The sequence below is a fragment of the Streptomyces sp. NPDC005808 genome, from assembly GCF_042871385.1.
In the GTDB taxonomy this organism is placed as follows: Bacteria; Actinomycetota; Actinomycetes; order Streptomycetales; family Streptomycetaceae; genus Streptomyces.
Map to the genome: position 1 here is coordinate 214,991 of NZ_JBIAIK010000006.1, position 17,980 is coordinate 232,970.

Sequence of the window (17,980 nt, forward strand, 5' to 3'; positions counted from 1 at the left end):
GGCTCTTACATCTCTGAACATACCCGGAGAGCGAGCGAAACGAAACCGTTTCGTACGTGTCATGTGTCACGGGTTCCTGGCTCAACCACCCAACCGACCCCCGCGCACAAGTTGCCGAGGCCCTCCGAGCGGAAAAGCATAGGGAGGTGAGCGACGCGCACGAGGACGAACCCAAGGACACGTACGAGAACGCGACCCCCGGGGAGAGCGCCCCCGGATACCTGCGCTTCCCGCATCTCAGCGGCGACCGGCTGTGCTTCGTGGCCGAGGACGACCTGTGGGTGGCCCCCCTTGAAGGGCGGGGCCGCGCCTGGCGCCTCACCGTCGACCGTACAAAGGTCGGCCACCCCCGCTTCTCCCCCGACGGCCGCCACATCGCGTACACGAGCTGGCGCAGCTTCGTCCCGGAGATCCATCTGGCTCCGGTGGACGGCGGCCCCGGCCGACAGCTCACCTACTGGGGCAGCGCCGACACCCAGGTCTGCGGCTGGTCACCCCCTGACAAGGACGGAAACTGCGACATCCTCGCCGTCGCCTCGCACGGCCAGCCCTTCTCCTACTTCACCTGGGCCTACAGCGTCCCCACCACCGGCGACCCCGGCGGCCGGCTCCCCTGGGGCCCGGTCTCCGACATCGCGGTCGCCGACATCGGCGGCGAGCGCCAGACCCTGCTGCTCACCGGCACCCCGCCGCACGAACCGGCCGCCTGGAAGCGGTACCGGGGCGGCGCGACAGGCCGGCTCTGGCTGCACGGCAGGCGACTCCTCGCCGGCCTCGAAGGCCATCTCGACACCCCCATGTTCGTCGGCGGCCGTATCGCCTTCCTCTCCGACCACGAGGGCGTCGGAAACCTGTACTCGTGCGCGTACGACGGCTCCGGCCTGCGCCGCCACACCGACCACGACGCGTACTACGCCCGGCACGCCTCCAGCGACGGCACCCGGGTCGTCTACCAGTGCGCGGGCGACCTGTGGATCGTCGAGGACCTGTCCGCCGACTCCGTCCCGCGCCGGCTCGACGTCCGTCTCGGCGGTCCGCGCGCGGGACGCCGTACGTACCAGGTGCCGGCCACCCAGCACATCGACGGCATCTCCATGGACGAGACGGGCCGGGCCAGCGCCGTCGTCGTACGCGGCAGCCTGTACTGGCTCACCCACCGCGACGGCCCCGCCCGCACCATCGCCGACACCCCCGGCGTACGGGTCCGGCTCCCGGAGATGCTCGGCTCCGGCGGCCAGGTCGCCTACGTCACCGACGCCGAGGGCGAGGACGCCGTCGAGATCGCCTACCTCCCGCGCGCGAGCGGCGCACGCGAACCGCGCCGCCTGGCCTCCGGCGAACTGGGCCGCGTACAGGAAATGGTGTCGGACCCGCAGGGCGAGCGCCTCGCGGTCGCGTCGAACGACGGGCGGCTGCTGCTCCTGGACGCGTCCGAGGAGTCCGACGGTGAGGTCACCGAGCTCATCCGGTCGGTCAACGGGCCGGTGCGCGATCTCGCCTTCTCACCGGACGGCGCCTGGCTGACCTGGGCACACCCCGGGATCGGCCGCTCCCTGCGCCAGATCAAGATGGCGCGAATCTCCTCGAAAAGACAAGAGGACCGCCTGATCGTCGACGTCACCAACGGCCGCTTCGAGGACGAGAATCCGGTGTTCACGCGGGACGGCCGCTATCTGGCCTTCCTGTCGTGGCGCGGCTTCGACCCGGTGTACGACGTCCACACCGGCGACCTCTCCTTCCCGCTCGGCTGCCGTCCTTACCTGGTACCCCTGTCGTCCGCGACCCCTTCCCCCTTCGCGCTCAACCCCGACGGGCGGCCGGTCGCGGGGGGCCTGGACCCGGTCGAGGACGACGCGGGTGACGGCAGCACGGTGACCGTCGAGATCGAGGGCCTGGAGAGCCGGGTGACGCCGTTCCCGGTCACCGCGTCCAAGTACTCGGCGCTCCACCCGGTCGCGGGCGGCGGCCTGGTCTGGCTGCGCTGGCCGATCTCGGGCGCGCTCGGCGAGACCTTCGCCAACCCCGACGACACGTCCGGCCGCCCCACCCTCGAGTACTTCAACATCGCCAAGGCGAAGAAGTCCGAACTCGTCGACCACCTCGACTGGTTCGCGGTGAGCGGCGACGGCAGCCGCCTTGTCGTGGTCGACGAAACCGACCTGCGCGCCGTCCCCTCCACCGAGTCCGGCGACGGCGACTCCACGGTCTGGATCGACCTGCGCCGCATCCTGCACGAGGCCGACCCGCCCGCCGAGTGGCGCCAGGCGTACGAGGAGGCGGGCCGCATCATCCGCGCGTACTTCTGGGAGCCGCACATGTGCGGTATCGACTGGGACGCGGTGCTCGCGCAGTACCGCCCACTGGTCGAACGGGTCGCGTCCCCCGACGACTTCGCCGATCTGCTCCGCGAGGTGCTGGGCGAACTGGGCACCTCGCACGCGTACGTCTCCGCCGCCCGCCGCAACGAAGGCCCGGCCCACTACCAGCGCCTGCAGGGCCTGCTCGGCGCCAACTTCGTCCGCAGGGACGGCAGTTGGATGCTCAAGCGGATCCTCCCCGGCGAGTCCTCGGACTCCAAGGCCCGTTCACCGCTGGCCGGCACCGGGATCCGCGAGGGCGCGGTGCTCACCCACGTCGACGGCCGGCCGGTGGACCCGGTCACTGGCCCGTATCCGTTGCTGGCGGGCGCGGGCGGTACGACGGTGGAGCTGACGTTCACCCCGGCGGAGTTCACCCCGGCGGAGTTCACCCCGGCCGAGGGCGGCGAGGCACGCTCCCGCCGGGTCGCCGTGGTCCCGCTCATCGACGAGCGGCCGCTGCGCTACCAGGACTGGGTGGCCAAACGCCGGGACGTCGTGCGCGAGTTGAGCGGCGGGCGCTGCGGCTATCTGCACATCCCCGACATGGGCGGCTCGGGCTGGGCCCAGTTCAACCGCGACCTGCGCCTTGAGGTGTCCCGGCCCGCCCTCATCGTCGACGTGCGCGGCAACGCGGGCGGTCACATCAGCGAGCTGGTCGTCGAGAAGCTGACCCGCAAGATCCTGGGCTGGGACCTGACACGCGACGCCCAGCCGGTGTCGTACGCCTCCAACGCCCCGCGCGGTCCGGTGGTCGCGCTGGCGGACGAGGCGACCTCCTCCGACGGCGACATGATCACCGCCGCTTTCAAGCTGCTGAAGCTGGGGCCTGTCGTCGGCCAGCGCACCTGGGGCGGAGTCGTCGGCATGACCGGGCGGCACCGCCTCGGCGACGGGACGGTGATCACGGTCCCGATGAACGCCGCCTGGTTCGACGAGTACGGCTGGTCCATCGAGAACAGAGGTGTCGACCCGGACCTGGAGATCCTCCGCACTCCGCTGGACTGGGCGGAGGGCCGCCACGCGCAACTGGACGACGCCGTCCGACTCGCCCTGGACCTGCTGAACACGCAGCCGGCGGCCGCCCCGCCGGACTACTCGAACGTGCCGGACCGGACGAGGCCGAAGCTGCCGCCGCGCGCCTGAACACAGGGGTGGGGCGCCCTCGTTCAGATGGGCGCCCCACTCAGGTACTGCTCGTGCGGCTCAACTCGTGCGGCTCAACGACCGGGCGACAGAGGCCGGATCGTCGAACGTCGCACCTGTGACCACACTTCAGACGTCATAGTCCTGGTCGAAGCGGTCCTGAGCCTCCTGCTGCATGCGGTCCGTGCCGCGCTCGCCACGGTCCTGCTCGCCGCGTGCACGGTCCTGCTGGCCGCGCTCGCGGTCCTGCCGACCGGGCTCGCGGTCCTGCCGACCGGGCTCGCGCTGCTGCGAGGAACGCTCGCTCGCCTCGTCCTGGTTCTCGCCCATCTTCTCCTTGGCCCGGTGCTTCATCTCTTCGGCCTTGTCCTGGAACTTGTCCTTCTTGCCCATGAGTTTTCACTCCCGTTTTGTGGGTGAGGGGGTCAAGCCTCGACCAGACTTACACGGGGGCACAAAGCGCGCATTTCGATCAATAACTCACGGTGAGTGCGTCCAGGAACCCCAGGTCAGGTGCCCTGTCGTTGCTGCTCGTCCGCCAACCCGCCCGCCCCCACAAGTCCCCTGCCCACGCCCTTGAGTCGAGGCTCCAACCGCCGCATCTCCCGCTCCCCGACCGCCGCGATGATCCCGGGCAGGTAACCGCGGATGCCCTGCGAACCCCGCAGCCACCACTGCGCGTACACATGACTGGACCGCCGCTCGATTCCGGCGACGATCCGGTCGACGGCAGGACCCAGCGGATACGTCTTGTTGGCCGGCCACGGCAGCCGCTGCCGCAGTTCGCGCATCACGTCGTCCTGGTCGGCCCCGCGCACCATGTCGGTGTCGGTCCACGACAGGTAACCGACGCCGACCCGCACTCCCTTGTACCCGACCTCGGCCCGCAGACTGTGCGCGTACGCCTCCACACCCGACTTGGACGCGCAGTACGCGGTCATCATCGGGGCCGGAGTGATCGCGGCGAGCGAGGCGATCTGGAGCAGATAGCCGCGGCTCTCCATCAGTACCGGCAGGAAGGCGCGAGCCGTCACCGCCGACCCGATGAGGTTGACCTCGATCACGCGCCGCCAGGCGACAGGGTCGGACTCGACGAACGGCCCGCCGCTCGCCACCCCCGCGTTCGCGACGACGATGTCCACCTTCCCGAACCGCTCCTTCACCTCCTCGGCGACCCGCGCCATCGCCTCGTGGTCGGTGACATCGGCGTACCAGTGACCGCTCTCGCCGTGCAGCCGCTCCGAGACCTGCTTCAGCTCGTCCGCCTCCAGACCGACGAGCGCGACCTTCGCCCCGCGTGCGGAGAGCTTGCGGGCGAGGAGTTCACCGACCCCCCGCGCGGCCCCCGTGACGACCGCGACCTGCCCTTCGAGGCTCACCCTGCTCATGCGCCCTCCTTGATCTGTGCGTATGTGGCGACGAGTTCACGTATCCGCCCGGTCACCAGCTCGGGCGCCTCCACCGGCGTCATGTGCCCGAGTCCGGCCAGCTCGGTGCTGCCGACACAGTTCGGCAGCGCGGCGACCAGGGCACGCGCGTGCACGGCAGGCGTCATCCGGTCCGCCGTACCCACCAGCACAGCGGTCGGCGCCACCAACTCCCGTACGCCGTTGTCGAGATCGAGCAGATCGAGGACGGCCGACCATGCGTACCGCACCCGTCGCGGACACGCGTGCACGATCCGCGCACACGCCTCGACCATGACCGGCGACGAACCGGCGCCCATGGTCGCGTACTTGAGGATCCGCCCGGCGAGCGGCGTCACCGGCCCGAGCGGCGCCCGCGAACCGAGGACCGACCGGGTGAGGCGGGTCCGCAGCCGCCCGGCTCGCATCGGCACCACCAGCGACTCGGCGACCAGCTTCGAACTGCCCGTGCTGCACAGCAGTACAGCCGCCGCGTGCTCCCGCAGACGCGGCCGCGCCGAGGCCGCCATCAGCGTCATCCCGCCCATGGAGTGGCCCACCAGCACGGCCTTCTCGCCCGGCGCGAGAGTGGCCGCGAGCACCGCCTCCAGGTCGTCGGCGAGCGCGTCCGTACCGCACGCGTCGCTCGCGGGACTGCGCCCGTGCCCGCGCTGGTCGTACGCGATGACCCGGTGGTCGGCGGCAAGATCGCGGATCTGCGCCGCCCAGAAGGCGGTTGAGCAGGTCCAGCCGTGCACGAGGACGACAGCGGGCGCCCCCTCCACGCCGTGCACCTCGACGTGCAGCCGCGCGCCGTCGGCGGAGACGGCGGTCAGCTCGCGCGCGGGAACGGGCGGGGCGTAGGGCCCGTGCGACACATGCATGAGCCGGCTCATGCTCCGGCCTCCACGGCCTTCTTGGCGGTGTTCTCGGTGCGCTTCTTGCCGGTGTTCCCGGTGCGCGGCCCGGTCGCCCGCAGCACCTCGTACTCCGCCAGATCGACTCGCCGCGTCGCCCGGCGGAACTCGGTGGTGGTGCCGGGCCAGATGGTCGTGTTGACCCCGCTGGCGTCCAGGTACCAACTCTCGCAACCGCCGACGTTCCAGACCGTGCGCTTCATCCGCCCCTGCACCTCGCGGTTCCAGGCGTCCACGGCGCGGGGGCGCGCATCGAGGGCCACCCGCCCGCCGAGAACGTCCAACTGCCGTACGAAGTCGGCCATGTAGTTCAACTGGGACTCGATCATCAGAATCATGCTGGAGTTCCCGAGCCCTGTGTTGGGCCCGACGATCGTCATCCAGTTGGGGAACCCGGCAGCGGTGGCGCCGCGCAGCGATTTCATGCCGTCCTTCCAGGACTCGGCGAGCGTCCGGCCGTCCGCGCCGACGACCCGGTCGGCGATCGGCATGTCGGTGACGTGGAATCCCGTACCGAAGACGATCACGTCGGCCTCGGCCTCGCTGCCGTCGGCCGCGACAAGGGTGGAGCCCCTGATCTCGCTGAGACCCCCCACCAGGTCCACGTTGGGCTGGGCGAGCGCCGGATAGTAGGTGTTGGAGAGCAGGATCCGCTTGCAGCCGATGCGGTAGTCCGGGGTCAACCGGGCCCGCAGACCGGCGTCCTTGATGGCGCGGGCGATATTGCGCTTGGCCAACCGCTCAACCACCCCCAGCTCGCCCGGCCGCTTGGTGAATGCCTGGACCTGCAACTCCCGTATCCCCCAAAGGAGTCCGCGCCTTGCCTGCGCCGTGAACGGCAACTGCCGGTGCAGCCACCGCTCGACGCCGCTGATGGCACGGTCGGTGCGCGGCATCACCCACGGCGGTGTGCGCTGGAAGAGCGTGAGGTGCGCGACCTCCGGCTGGATGGCCGGCACGATCTGAATGGCCGAGGCTCCCGTGCCGATCATGGCGACGCGCTTGCCGCCCAGGTCGTGGTCGTGGTCCCAGCGGGCGGAGTGGAAGACCTTGCCGGGGAAGGTGTCGATGCCCGCGATGTCCGGGATCTTGGGGTCGGACAGCGCCCCGGTGGCGGACACGACGACGTCGGCGGTGAGGAACCCGCTACTGGTCTCGATCCCCCACCGCAGCTCCTCCGCGTCCCAAGTCAGCGTTTTCACTTCGGAGTTGAAACGAAGGTGCGACCGCAGCCGGAAGACGTCCGCCACGTGCTCCAGATAGGCCCGGATGTGCTCCTGCCCGGAGAAGGTGCGCGGCCAGTCGGGATGGGGAGCGAACGAGAACGAGTACAGATGGGACGGTACGTCGCAGGCGCAGCCGGGATAGCTGTTGTCACGCCAGGTGCCGCCCACGCTGTCGGCCCGCTCCAGGACGACGAAATCGGTGACCCCTTCACGGCGGAGCCGCACGGCTGCCCCCAGTCCGCCGAACCCCGACCCGATCACCGCCACCCGCACATGCTCGTGCTCGGTCATCCGGAAGCCTCCCTGGCCGCACGACTCTGCCAGTGAACACTGGCGCAATGGGGAGAGTAGAGCAGGTTCGTACTCGTGGGTAGGGGGTGCAGCAGCGAAAGTTACCGTGGGTACGTCGTAGGGTGCCGACGTGACGGAGAAGCGCGAGTACCGGATGGCGGAGCTGGCCAAGGAGGCCGGCATCACCGTGCGCACCCTGCGTTTCTACCGCGAGCGCAAACTGATTCCGCCGCCCCGCCGCGAGGGCCGTATCGCCTGGTACGACAACACCCACCTGGCCCGCCTGCGCACGATCACGGCACTCCTGGAACGCGGCCACACCCTGAACGGCATCGCGGAGCTGGCGGAAGCCTTCGACCACGGCCGCGACGTGGGCGAGCTGCTGGGCCTCGGCGAGCCCTCCGAGGAAACCCCGGTCCGTCTCTCCCCCGAGGAACTGGCCGACGTCTTCGCCGGCCAGGCCACCCCGGAGAACCTCGCCGCCTCCCTCGACCTCGGCTATCTCGGCACCGACGGCAGCGAGATCGTCCACGTCAGCCGCCGCCTGCTCGACGCCTCGGCCGCCCTGGTCCACGAGGGCATCCCGCTCGCGGACGTCCTGTCGACGGCCCGCCGGGTACGCGACCACGCAGACGCACTCGCCGACCTCTTCATCGCCCTGGTCCTCACCGCCGACCGCACCCCGGCCGACCTCCAGCGCCTGCGGCCACTGGCGAAGACCGTGGTGGAGGCGGAACTGTCGATGGCGATGGACAGACGGCTACGCGGCCAGAGGCCGTAGGCCCCGGGTCGAAGGCCCCGGGTCGAAGGCCGCGGATCGAAGACATGCGCGATCAGAGGTCGTAGACCACCGTCACCGGCGCATGGTCGGACCACCGTTCCTCGTGCGTCGCCGCCCGCTCCACGAACCCCTTGACGGCCTTGTCCGCGAGTCCCGGTGTCGAGATCTGGTAGTCGATCCGCCAGCCTGCGTCGCCGTCGAAGGCTCGCCCGCGGTACGACCACCACGAGTACGGCCCCTCGACATCCGGATGCAGCGCGCGCACGACATCGACGTACCCGCCCTCGGCGGGGTCGAGGACACGCCCCATCCACTCCCGTTCCTCGGGCAGGAACCCGGAGTTCTTCCTGTTGGCCCGCCAGTTCTTCAGGTCGGCTTCCCGGTGGGCGATGTTCCAGTCGCCGCAGACCACGACCTCGCGCCCGTCGGCGGCGGCCCGCTCACGCAGCTCTTTCAGATAGGCGAGGAACTCCCCCATGAACCGGATCTTCTCGTCCTGCCGGCCGGTTCCGACCTCCCCCGAGGGCAGATAGAGGCTGGCGACGGTGACACCGGGCAGGTCGGCCTCCACATACCGCCCGCCGACGTCGAACTCCGCGGACCCGAACCCGATCCGCACCCGGTCGGGCTCGCGCCGTGTGTAAAGGGACACACCCGCGCGCCCCTTGGCGGCGGCGGGCGCGTGCACGACGTGCCAGCCGTCGGGCGCGCGGACCTCGTCCGGCAGCTGCAGCGGCTCGGCCCGCACCTCCTGAAGGCACAGCACATCCGCGGAGGTCTCGGCGAGCCACTCCACGAAACCCTTCTTCGCGGCGGCCCGGAGCCCGTTGACGTTCACAGAGGTAATAGTCAGCACGCGGGCACGATACTTAATCCGTACCGCCCGCCCTGCGCATAGAATTACGAAGGTTCGCATGGATTTCCGTCAGGTCCCCTTCGACCACCCGGACGCCGTCAAGCTCAACGACCAGGTGCAGGCCGAATACGCCGAGCGCTACGGCGACGAGGGCGATGTCACACCGCTCGACGCGACGATGTTCGAGCCGCCTCTCGGCCTGTACCTCGTCGCGTACGACGACCGGGACCGGCCGGTGGCGACCGGGGGCTGGCGCACGCAGGACGAGAACGGCGGGGGGTACGCGGACGGCGACGCCGAGCTCAAGCGCATGTACGTGATCCCGGAGGCACGCGGTCTCGGCCTCGCCCGCCGGATCCTGGCCGCCCTGGAGACGGACGCCCGCGCGGCCGGACGTACCCGCATGGTCCTGGAAACGGGCACCGAGCAGCCCGAGGCGATAGCCCTGTACGAGTCGAGCGGCTACGAACTGTGCACCAAGTTCGGCCACTACCGCGACTCACCGCTGAGCCGCTGCTTCGCGAAGTCACTGCGCGTGGAGTAGGCGTCGGCGCAACGGAAATCCCTGGGCTCATGCCGACCGCGTCATTGCGCGTGGAGCAGCGGTTGGCATGAGCCCCAGGGAAACCCCGGGGCTCATGCCGACCGCACCGCCTCCGCCGGCTGGAGGCGGGCCGCACGGCCCGCCGGGTAGAGGCCGGCGAGGCCGCCGATCGCGAGGGCGGCCAGTACACCGCCGGCCAGCCCCTGGACGGGCAGGACGACCGGCCAGTCCGCGCTGACGTCGTACCCGACGGTGATCGCGGCACCCAGCGCCACACCGACAAGTCCGCCCGCTCCCGCCTGGGCCAGCGCCTCCACCAGGAACTGCACCCTGATATGGCGCCGCGAGGCGCCGAGCGCGCGCCGCACCCCGATCTCACCCCGCCGCTCAAGCACCGAAATGACCATGATGTTGGCGATGCCCACCCCGCCCACCAACAGCGCGACTCCGCCGAGCCCGAGCAGCAGCACCGTGAACGACGTGTCCGCAGCGGCGCGTGCCTCCAGCGCGTCGGCCGGCCTGGTGACCTCGACCTCCCCCGGGCTGCGCGGGTCGGCGGTGCCGGCAGCCACCTCGTACACGGTGTTGACGTGCCGCGGGTCGGTCCTGAGGTACACCGTCGTGGGCGACCCCTCGTAGCCGAACTCCTGCTCGGCGATCCGGGTGTCGATGAGCGCCGCGTTGTCGAGCTCGGGCGCCAGCGGCATCGCCTTGAGCACGCCGACCACCGCGAACCACCGGTCCCCGAGCCAGACGAGCTGGTCCCCGCGGGCCAGGTCGACCCCCTGGTGCCGCGCGGCCGTCGTGCCGAACACGACCGTGGGGTAACCCTTCGTCCCCTGGTCCAGCCAGTGTCCGGCGGCGAGTTGGCCGCCCAAGGTACTCAGCAGGCCGTCGTCGGCCGCCAGCACCGCCGTACCCCTGGTGTCGGTCGGCGGAAGCCGGTCGCTGCGCCGTACGGTCATGTCCAGTTGGGCGGTCGTGGCCACGGCCTGCACCTGGTCCAGGAGCGACAGCCGGGCGGGCCCCTGCGCCGGGAGCTGGGCGCTGCCTCCGGTCAGGGACTGCCCCGGCGTGACCGTCAGATAGTTGGTGCCGAGCCGGTCGAGGACCGCGAGGACGTTCGCCTTCGAGGAGGCCGAGATACCGACCACGGCAACGATGGCGGCGATGCCGATGGAGATGCCGATCGCCGTCAGCACCGCCCGCCCGCGCCGGCCGCCGCCACCCACCAGCCCGAGCAGACCGAGGGCCAGCGCGTCACGGGGCCGCAGCACGGACCGCAAGCCACCGCCGTCGGACCTCAAGGCGCCGCCCTCGGGCCTCGATCGACCGCCGTCGGACCTCAAGCCACCGCCGGCGGGTTTCGATCGACCGCCGTCGGACCTCAAGCCGCCACTCGCAGACCCCGCGCCGTCGCCCATGGACCTCACGCCGCCACCCCCTGGGCGACGATCCGGCCGTCGCGGACATGGAGCCGCCGCGGTGCCGCGCGGGCGATGTCCTCGTCGTGGGTGATGAGCGCGAGCGTCGCGCCGGCCGCGTGCAGCTCACCGAACAGGTTCATGATCTCCTCACCGGTACGCGAGTCCAGGTTCCCGGTCGGCTCGTCGGCGAGTATCAGAGCCGGTTCGCCGACCAGCGCGCGGGCGATGGCGACCCGCTGGCGCTCGCCGCCGGACAGTTGGGGCGGCCGGTGCCCGAGCCGCCGCGCGAGACCGACCCGGTCCAGCGCCTGCGCCGCCCTCTCCCGCCGTTCCCCGACCGCAACCCCCCGGTAGAGGAGGGCGGTTGCGACGTTGTCGAGCGCCGTGAGTCCCTGGAGCAGATGGAAGGACTGGAAGACGAAGCCGAGCGCCCGCCCGCGCAGCGCGGAGAGTTCGCCGTCGCCCAGCCGGTTCACGTCGTGACCGTCGATGCGTACGACGCCCGAAGTGGGCGTGGACAGGGCACCCATCAGGCTGAGCAGCGTGGACTTGCCGGAGCCGGACGGGCCGACGATGGCGACCCATTCCCCGGCCGTCACGGTCAGGTTCACACCGTCGAGGGCCCGTACGGGCGGGGATCCCGGGTACTGGTGCACGACATCGACCAGTTCGAGCACGGGCACGGGCACTTCGGGCACGGGCACTGCAGGCACGGGCACTTCGGGCACGGGGACGGGCACTTCGGGTGCGGGCACTGCAGGCACGGGCACTGCAGGCACGGGCACGGTCACTTCGGCACCTCCACCTGGCTGCCCGCCGGGACATCCCCGGTGATCGCGACGAAGCCGTCGCCCCACGCCCCGAGCTTCACCGGCACCCTCTTGAGGCCGCCGCCGTCCTTGGCCGAGATCACATCCACCACGTAACCGCCCCCGGGCGTCCCGACGATCGCCGTGGCCGGGACGGAGAGCACGTCCTTGGCGACGACGGTCGTGTAGTGCACCGTCACCGGCGCCAGCACGAGGTCCTTGCCCGCCGACGGCTTCTCAAGGCTCGCCGTGACCTTGTAGACGCCCTTGTTGTCCGCGTTCATCTCCAGCGTCGTACTGATGGACCGGACCGTCGCTGCGACCTTGTCCCCGGAGGGGAACTCGACCTCCAGCGGCGCGCCCTTCTTCATCAGGTTCCGGTCGAGCGGATCGAGGTCGAGCATCACCACGCGGACGGTGTCGGAGACCTTCATCACCGGCGTTCCCGGTGCGGCGGGTGCGCCCGGGTGGGCGTCGAGCTTGGCGACCCGGATCGGTCCGGAGGCGAAGACCACGTCCCCCAGGGAGACCACGCCGTCGACCACGGCACCCGTCTTCCCCTGGAACTCCTCGACCTCCTCCGTCGTACGCGAGTCCCAGTGGCCGTCCGGATATCCCTCGCCCTTCGTGCCGTAGCCGAGCGCGAGCAGCGCCGCCTCCAGCTCCTTCACATCGGCGCCGTCGGACATCCCGGGCCGCAGATCCCGCCAGGCGGGCACCTTGCCCGCCAGCAGCACCACGGGCCGGTCGTCGATCCGCATCAGCACCTCCCCGGGGCCGAACTGCTCGTCCACGGCGGGCAGTTGTGTGATCACGCCGCTCCGCCCCGGCGACAGGGCCCGCAGACCCTGATAGGCGACAACGCCGTTCAGCGTCTGGGTCAGCGTCAGATCACGGACGGCGGCCTCGGCGGTGGCGTACGAACCCTGCCCGCCGCCGTCCGAAGGCCCCGTCGTGGACGACGCCCGAACCAGCAGCACGGATACGACGGTGACCGCGACGAAGACGCAGAGCGCGGCCACGCCGACGCGCCGCTTTCCCGCCTTCTCCCTCCGCACTGTCGTCATCACTTCTGGCACGCCTTCAGTGCCGTGGCCGCGGCCGGGTCGGTGCGGTCCAGGCTCTTGCCGAAGGGCCCGTCAGCCTGCCCGGGAACCGGGTCGGAGACGTCGATCCCGTGCGCGCGCAGGCACTTGGCGAGCGCGAGCAGTTCCTCCTGGTTCTCCTGCGCCTGCTCGGGGTCCTGCTTCTCCCGGTCCTGGACGATCCCGGCGATCAGGTGGGCGCAGTCCTTGTCGGCCGCCTTGAACGCCGCCGCCGCGGTGTCGACCCCGTCATAGAGCGAGCCGGGATCGCCGGCTTGCGGATCCGGTACCTGCACCCCGTTCTGCCGCATGCACTGGGCGTACTCCAGCATCGCTTCCTGCGTGTCGTCCTGTTGGGACTGCTCGGTCTGCTGGGCTTCCGTGCCTCCGCCCGAGCCGCCGCAACCGGTCAGCAGCAGGGCGACGGGAAACAGCACGACAGAGAGCAGGAGCGCCACCGAACCACCGCGTATCGAACGCGACATGGCCGTTCACCTCCGTGGTTGTGTGAGGAGTGCGGACCACCACGGTGGCGAGGAATCCTTCAGACGACCTGAGCCGGGCTGAGCGGCAGCTGAACCTCGAAGCGGGCGCCCCCCAGCGGGGACTCGGTGACCGTGACGTCTCCGCCGTGCCGACGAGCGATGCCCCGCACCATGGCGAGACCGAGGCCGACTCCCCCGTCACCCCGAGCCCGGCTGCCATCCCCCAGCCGCACGAACCGCTCGAACACCCGCGCCCGCTGCTCCACGGGGATCCCGGGCCCGTCGTCGTCCACGCTCAACAGGGCGCGGCCGCCGGCCGTCCCGACCCGCACCTCCACCCGGCCGGCCGCGTGACGGTCGGCGTTGTCGAGCAGATTCCTGGCCAGCCGGGCCAGTTCGGCGACCACACCGGTGACCTCCACCGGCTGCCCGAGCGAGGCAACGACCTCAACCCTGCTCACGGCAACCAGCTCTCCGGCAACGACCTCGTCCAGCCGTACGGTTTCGGCCCGCCGGGACACCGCCGAATCCTCGGTGCGGGCCAGTATCAACAGGTCGCCGGTGAGGCGGTCGAGCCGCCGGTGGTCATCCAGCAGGCGCCCGGCGACGCCCCGCCAGTCGTCGGGACCCCGGTGGGCCAGCGAAACCTCAAGCTCCGCCCGGATCGCGGCGAGTGGGGTCCGCAGCTCATGGGACGCGTCCGACACGAACTCGCGCTGCCGCCTGGCGCCCTCGTCGATGCGGTCCAGCATGGCGTTCAGCGTGGTGGTCAGCCGCTCCACCTCGTCGCCGGTCCTCGGCCGGGGCAGCCGTTCGCCGAGCGTCGAGTGGCTGATCGCCTCGGCCCTCTTGCGGATGGCCTCGACCGGCCGCAGCGCGCGGTCCACGGTGAACCAGGTCAGCAGCCCGACGAACGCCGTCAGCACCGGCGTACCGATCCACAGCGCCCGGACCACCAGGTCGATGCTCCGGCTGACCGGCCCGAGCCGGGACACCGCGGACACCGTCCGTACGCCGTCGGGCGTGACGACCGTACGGGACGCGACCACGAGGTCCTCCGCGGGTGTCTGGACCGGTTCCCCGGGGGGCCGGGCGGTCGGACGGTCCTCCGGCGCCCCCGTCGGCAGCTCGGGAATCGTCTGGACGATCCGCCCGCTCTCGTCCTCGACACGGATCACGGTGACGACCTCCACCGGGCTGTATCGCCGGTCGGTCGCGGGCTTCCCACCCGCCAACTCGTCCGCCACCCGGTCGACCTCACGGACGGCCGCCGCTTTCACATCTCCGATCAGCGTGTGCGACATGCCGGTGACCAGCACGACCGAGGCCAGCGTGAGCACCAGCCCGACGGCCACGGTCACGAGCGCGGTCAGCGTGACGCGCAGGGTGGGACGGCGGGTGAGCCGCGGGGTACGGGGGCGCGTGGCCTTCGGGGTTGGCCCGTGCGCCACCCGCAAGCTGGGCCGGCGCGTGACCCGCAGGGGCCGCCACCCTGTCCCCCGCAGGGTTCGCCATCGCCGCTCACGCATCGGGATCGACCAGCCGGTATCCCAGTCCCCGCACGGTGGCGATCCGCGCCGCACCGATCTTCCGCCGCAGCCCCGACACGTACACCTCGATGAGGTTCGCGTCCCCGGGCGCGTCCAGCCCCCAGACCGCCCGGAGAAGCCGCCCCTTCGACAACACGCGGTCCCGGTTGCGCAGCAGCACCTCCAGCACCGCCCGTTCACGGGGCTGCAGTCCGACCGCCTGCCCACCCACTGTGCAGTCCCCCGACTCGGGGTCGAGCGTGAGCCCCCCATGGCTGAGCAACCGCGGACGAGGTGTCGCTCCCCTCCGCGCCAGCGCCCTCAACCGGGCGACGAGCACGACGAACGAAAACGGCTTCCGCAGGTAGTCGTCCGCCCCGACGTCCAGCCCGTCCGCCTCGTCGTACTCGCCGTCCTTCGCGGTGAGCATCAGCACCGGCGTCCAGATCTGCTCCGCCCGCAGCCGCCGCGCGATGTCGTAGCCGTTGAGGGACGGCAGCATGACGTCCAGCACGATGACCTCATGCGCTCCTTCGCACGCCTGCCAGTACCCCTCCAGGCCGTCGTGCACGACATCGACATCGAACCCCTCGGCGACCAGTCCGGCGAACAACACTTCCGCCAACCGCACGTCGTCCTCGACCACCAGTAACCGCATCCCGCCAACGGTGGCACAACACCCTGAACGCGGCCTGAACCCATCCCGTTCCGCACGCGGGTACCCGGAACTCGCGAACGCCAAAATCCCGCCCGATCAACCAGATCGGACGGGATTTCGCAAACTGCCCCTGAGCGAACCCAAGAACAGTCACTGCGTGCAGTGTCGAGTGTTCACGAGTTGACCTGATCAGGGACCGAGGGCACCGGCTGAAGATCGCTTCCCACTTGGTCGTAGATCGTTTCCCAGCATCAGACACCCGCCAGCTGACCACAGTCCCCATCACCACGCGCAGTCTCGCCACTCCTCAGCGGAGATGCAGCCTTCGGCGATATCACAGCAGCGCTCGGCCCAGGTGGAGGCAACCAACACGGGCCGACGCAGGACTACGTCCCCGGCGCGCTGAGCGCGAAGGACGAGGCCGAGCGTCTCGGAGCCTGGGTCCGCGTGCTGGGAGTACCGCAGGTCGTGACCGTTCTTGGACGTGTACTCGGCGAAGGCGTCCTCAAGTGTGGACGGGACGCGTCCGACGAGCCGTAGCCCATCCAAGGTGACCTGTAGGCCGCGAAGTGCGTTCACGGCCACGCAAGCCAGGCGGCTGGCGTCAGTCCGTCACAGCCGGCGCGACGTGTGCACCGACGAGAGAGAATTCCGAGCTCACCACAGGGATGCCGGAGCCGCCACGAGTAGAGAGAGTCCCAGTGGTGGGCGCTGGTGATCCGCTCGGCGTACACGGCCAGCGTGTACGGCTTGCTTCCTCACGGAGAGGTCCCAACCACTCGATCGCGGAACTGCTGGAACGCGTGCCAGCCCGACGTCTGTCCCGGAGTGATCAGGTCCCCTTCGGCACAGTCGAGCGCCTTGCACCGCAGAGCCTCGGCGAGACGGAGGACGGGCGTCAGCACGTCGTCGCCGGAGCCTCGGATGTGGAGCATGACGGAGTCCACCGGGTCTTCTGAGCCGATGTTGAGCTCGATGGACCATGTGGGGCCGGAAAGTTCGCCCCACGCGGTGTCCGAGAGATCAACATCGGGAACGGCCTGGGTGACAGCCGCGAGTACGTCGTGTCGCCGGCCGAGCGGGTCCGGGGTGTAGTCGGCGGGGATCTCCTGCACCGAGGTGACAACGTCGGGCAGGCGAAGGAGGATCACGTCCCAACTCATGATGGCCTTCCGGAAAGGACTCGAGTAGCGGTTACGGTGGCACAGCTCAGGCTGGGCTCTGTCGGAATCACGGGATGTTGCCGACTGCTGTCAGTACGAATTCAGCGCGGTCAAGGCGGGGAGCCTGCGAGCCATCTCTTCACGGTCGTCAAAATTGAAGTTCCAGGCAGAGTCCAGGTCCGGGTACTGGATGGTGAAGGCGTCGGCGGGAAGTTCCTGGCCGGTGGCCTTCTGGTGGGCGTTCCAGGCGATGTGCAGCATGTCTTCGCAGTCGAGGTCGATACCCTCAGCCGCGGCGGCGCGGACGTGGGGGAGTTCGGCAAGTGCGTCGGGGGCTGTAAGGACGCGCTCGAATGTTGTACGTCCTTGTGCGATCAGCCAGCCGCGGAAGTAGTCGAAGCCGTCGTCCGAGCAGCCGCCGTTGACGACATAGGCGGCAGCCCACAGCGGGCTCTGGTAGGAGTCGGCCATGAGATCCCACAGGGTCTGCTGTGCCGCGATGATCTCTTGGGCTGAGCGGCGAGCAAGCAACGCGGAGGCACAGTCGGCGATATCGGAACCGTCCCTGGTATCAGGTACGTGTTCACGTGCTTTCTCGATCAACGTCCAGAACTGCTCCTTGTTCATGGCCGCGAGCATGGCACCACGTACTGACATCGGTTCCCGGCACGCTGCCTGTCGGAGGGCACGGCTACCGTGCTGGCGTGCCGAACTCATACACAACGTTGTGGACCAACGACTCATGCCGAGAGCTTGAGCGGTCCGGCTATACCGGTCAGCGGCTGACGATGCTGTTCGGCGGGCCACACCAGTCACTGCCGAGCTTCCAGCGCGCGGGGGTGCAGCCTGGCGACCGCATCTACCCCGTGCGCGTCCAGCGCACCCGCCTCCATGTGCTGGGGATGCTGGAGGTAGCTCGAATCGTCCCCTACGAGAACGCAGGCTCGGCGCTTCCCGATGACGACTACGTGAAATTGCTGGACTGGCGCCCGCTCAAGGCCGGATGTGTCACTGAAGTACTTGTCGGACCGCCAGGTGCCCCACTCACGTTCGACACGGTCGTCCCGGGGGACCTCCTGGAACGGCTGACGTTCACATCCCGTCGTGGCGAGCGCCTGCTCAAGTACGTCGAGGACGGACGGCTGATCCGTTCGGTGAGCCTCCAGGGCATCTACCGCCTCGCCGCCGACTCCGCCGAGGAGCTTGACCAGTTGGTTCGCCACGACGTCCCGAGCGGAGGAGCCGATGAAGTTTGATGAAATCAAGGCGTCCTTCTGGAGCGGACACACGTACGGTGTCC

General features: G+C 70.1%; 17 protein-coding genes and 1 pseudogene. 5 read left to right on the forward strand and 13 right to left on the reverse strand.

The genetic code is table 11. The features are described from left to right. Positions 1–221 precede the first annotated feature (221 nt). On the forward strand, positions 222–3,503 hold the full coding sequence (locus ACFYPC_RS15885; RefSeq protein ID WP_388676215.1) for a S41 family peptidase: 3,282 nt from the start codon (positions 222–224) through the stop codon (positions 3,501–3,503). 129 nt (positions 3,504–3,632) lie between these two features. On the opposite strand, the gene ACFYPC_RS15890 is transcribed toward ACFYPC_RS15885, so the two are convergent. The 4 genes from ACFYPC_RS15890 to ACFYPC_RS15905 all read right to left on the reverse strand — a co-directional run bounded on the left by ACFYPC_RS15890 (position 3,633) and on the right by ACFYPC_RS15905 (position 7,343). Further along, complete coding sequence (locus ACFYPC_RS15890; RefSeq protein WP_388675674.1) at positions 3,633–3,896, reverse strand: hypothetical protein; 264 nt, start codon at positions 3,894–3,896, stop codon at positions 3,633–3,635. A 116-nt stretch (positions 3,897–4,012) separates the two neighbouring features. Then, the gene (locus ACFYPC_RS15895) at positions 4,013–4,891 is read right to left on the reverse strand and encodes an SDR family oxidoreductase (protein WP_388675676.1); all 879 of its coding nucleotides are present in this window, start codon (positions 4,889–4,891) and stop codon (positions 4,013–4,015) included. Further along, entirely contained in the window at positions 4,888–5,805 is a 918-nt protein-coding gene (locus ACFYPC_RS15900; RefSeq protein ID WP_388675678.1) for an alpha/beta fold hydrolase, read from the reverse strand. Before ACFYPC_RS15900 ends, ACFYPC_RS15895 begins: the two co-directional genes overlap by 4 nt. Next, positions 5,802–7,343, reverse strand: a complete 1,542-nt coding sequence (locus ACFYPC_RS15905) for a flavin-containing monooxygenase (protein WP_388675681.1) — start codon at positions 7,341–7,343, stop codon at positions 5,802–5,804. The genes ACFYPC_RS15900 and ACFYPC_RS15905 overlap by 4 nt, the downstream gene beginning before the upstream one ends. Positions 7,344–7,497: 154 nt before the next feature. Between ACFYPC_RS15905 and ACFYPC_RS15910 the strand changes: the two genes are divergently transcribed. After that, complete coding sequence (locus ACFYPC_RS15910) at positions 7,498–8,124, forward strand: MerR family transcriptional regulator (protein ID WP_388676218.1); 627 nt, start codon at positions 7,498–7,500, stop codon at positions 8,122–8,124. 52 nt (positions 8,125–8,176) lie between these two features. Here the strand turns inward: ACFYPC_RS15910 and ACFYPC_RS15915 are convergent, their stop codons facing one another. Continuing rightward, positions 8,177–8,980, reverse strand: a complete 804-nt coding sequence (locus ACFYPC_RS15915) for an exodeoxyribonuclease III (protein WP_388675684.1) — start codon at positions 8,978–8,980, stop codon at positions 8,177–8,179. Between the two features lie 58 nt (positions 8,981–9,038). Here ACFYPC_RS15915 and ACFYPC_RS15920 point away from each other — a divergent pair, with 58 nt between their 5' ends. After that, positions 9,039–9,524 (forward strand): GNAT family N-acetyltransferase, encoded by a 486-nt coding sequence (locus tag ACFYPC_RS15920; RefSeq protein WP_388675686.1) that lies wholly within the window; start codon positions 9,039–9,041, stop codon positions 9,522–9,524. Between the two features lie 92 nt (positions 9,525–9,616). Here ACFYPC_RS15920 and ACFYPC_RS15925 read toward each other — a convergent pair whose 3' ends face one another. Further along, the gene (locus ACFYPC_RS15925; protein ID WP_388676221.1) at positions 9,617–10,726 is read right to left on the reverse strand and encodes an ABC transporter permease; all 1,110 of its coding nucleotides are present in this window, start codon (positions 10,724–10,726) and stop codon (positions 9,617–9,619) included. Here ACFYPC_RS15925 and ACFYPC_RS15930 point away from each other — a divergent pair. Continuing rightward, positions 10,610–10,882, forward strand: a pseudogene (locus ACFYPC_RS15930) (hypothetical protein); the annotation flags it as partial. The gene ACFYPC_RS15925 and the pseudogene ACFYPC_RS15930 overlap by 117 nt on opposite strands. A 71-nt stretch (positions 10,883–10,953) precedes the next feature. On the opposite strand, the gene ACFYPC_RS15935 reads toward ACFYPC_RS15930, so the two are convergent. The 7 genes from ACFYPC_RS15935 to ACFYPC_RS15965 all read right to left on the reverse strand — a co-directional run bounded on the left by ACFYPC_RS15935 (position 10,954) and on the right by ACFYPC_RS15965 (position 17,307). Beyond that, positions 10,954–11,628, reverse strand: coding sequence for an ABC transporter ATP-binding protein (locus ACFYPC_RS15935; protein ID WP_388676223.1), 675 nt, complete (start codon positions 11,626–11,628; stop codon positions 10,954–10,956). 110 nt (positions 11,629–11,738) lie between these two features. Next, positions 11,739–12,827 carry a peptidoglycan-binding protein gene (locus ACFYPC_RS15940; RefSeq protein WP_388675689.1) on the reverse strand — a complete coding sequence of 363 codons (1,089 nt, stop codon included), beginning with the start codon at positions 12,825–12,827 and terminating at the stop codon, positions 11,739–11,741. Then, complete coding sequence (locus ACFYPC_RS15945; RefSeq protein WP_388675692.1) at positions 12,827–13,330, reverse strand: hypothetical protein; 504 nt, start codon at positions 13,328–13,330, stop codon at positions 12,827–12,829. The genes ACFYPC_RS15940 and ACFYPC_RS15945 overlap by 1 nt, the downstream gene beginning before the upstream one ends. A 59-nt stretch (positions 13,331–13,389) precedes the next feature. After that, positions 13,390–14,781: a sensor histidine kinase gene (locus ACFYPC_RS15950; protein WP_388675695.1), complete on the reverse strand. Its 1,392-nt coding sequence runs from the start codon at positions 14,779–14,781 to the stop codon at positions 13,390–13,392. A gap of 70 nt (positions 14,782–14,851) precedes the next feature. After that, positions 14,852–15,517: a response regulator transcription factor gene (locus tag ACFYPC_RS15955; RefSeq protein WP_388675698.1), complete on the reverse strand. Its 666-nt coding sequence runs from the start codon at positions 15,515–15,517 to the stop codon at positions 14,852–14,854. Between the two features lie 758 nt (positions 15,518–16,275). Then, positions 16,276–16,680 carry a hypothetical protein gene (locus tag ACFYPC_RS15960; RefSeq protein WP_388675701.1) on the reverse strand — a complete coding sequence of 135 codons (405 nt, stop codon included), beginning with the start codon at positions 16,678–16,680 and terminating at the stop codon, positions 16,276–16,278. A 90-nt stretch (positions 16,681–16,770) separates the two neighbouring features. Then, the gene (locus ACFYPC_RS15965) at positions 16,771–17,307 is read right to left on the reverse strand and encodes a DUF4240 domain-containing protein (RefSeq protein WP_388675704.1); all 537 of its coding nucleotides are present in this window, start codon (positions 17,305–17,307) and stop codon (positions 16,771–16,773) included. 77 nt (positions 17,308–17,384) lie between these two features. On the opposite strand from ACFYPC_RS15965, the gene ACFYPC_RS15970 reads away from it, so the two are divergent. Then, positions 17,385–17,936 carry a hypothetical protein gene (locus tag ACFYPC_RS15970; protein ID WP_388675707.1) on the forward strand — a complete coding sequence of 184 codons (552 nt, stop codon included), beginning with the start codon at positions 17,385–17,387 and terminating at the stop codon, positions 17,934–17,936. Positions 17,937–17,980 lie beyond the last annotated feature (44 nt).

What these genes read in the sequence shown, in the direction of transcription:
- ACFYPC_RS15890 (WP_388675674.1), bottom strand. Translation starts at nt 3,896, where the DNA reads ATGGGCAAGAAGGACAAGTTCCAGGACAAGGCCGAAGAGATGAAGCAC.
- ACFYPC_RS15895 (WP_388675676.1), bottom strand. Translation starts at nt 4,891, where the DNA reads ATGAGCAGGGTGAGCCTCGAAGGGCAGGTCGCGGTCGTCACGGGGGCC.
- ACFYPC_RS15900 (WP_388675678.1), bottom strand. Translation starts at nt 5,805, where the DNA reads ATGAGCCGGCTCATGCATGTGTCGCACGGGCCCTACGCCCCGCCCGTT.
- ACFYPC_RS15905 (WP_388675681.1), bottom strand. Translation starts at nt 7,343, where the DNA reads ATGACCGAGCACGAGCATGTGCGGGTGGCGGTGATCGGGTCGGGGTTC.
- ACFYPC_RS15910 (WP_388676218.1), top strand. Translation starts at nt 7,498, where the DNA reads ATGGCGGAGCTGGCCAAGGAGGCCGGCATCACCGTGCGCACCCTGCGT.
- ACFYPC_RS15920 (WP_388675686.1), top strand. Translation starts at nt 9,039, where the DNA reads ATGGATTTCCGTCAGGTCCCCTTCGACCACCCGGACGCCGTCAAGCTC.
- ACFYPC_RS15940 (WP_388675689.1), bottom strand. Translation starts at nt 12,827, where the DNA reads ATGACGACAGTGCGGAGGGAGAAGGCGGGAAAGCGGCGCGTCGGCGTG.
- ACFYPC_RS15945 (WP_388675692.1), bottom strand. Translation starts at nt 13,330, where the DNA reads ATGTCGCGTTCGATACGCGGTGGTTCGGTGGCGCTCCTGCTCTCTGTC.
- ACFYPC_RS15955 (WP_388675698.1), bottom strand. Translation starts at nt 15,517, where the DNA reads ATGCGGTTACTGGTGGTCGAGGACGACGTGCGGTTGGCGGAAGTGTTG.
- ACFYPC_RS15960 (WP_388675701.1), bottom strand. Translation starts at nt 16,680, where the DNA reads ATGAGTTGGGACGTGATCCTCCTTCGCCTGCCCGACGTTGTCACCTCG.
- ACFYPC_RS15965 (WP_388675704.1), bottom strand. Translation starts at nt 17,307, where the DNA reads ATGAACAAGGAGCAGTTCTGGACGTTGATCGAGAAAGCACGTGAACAC.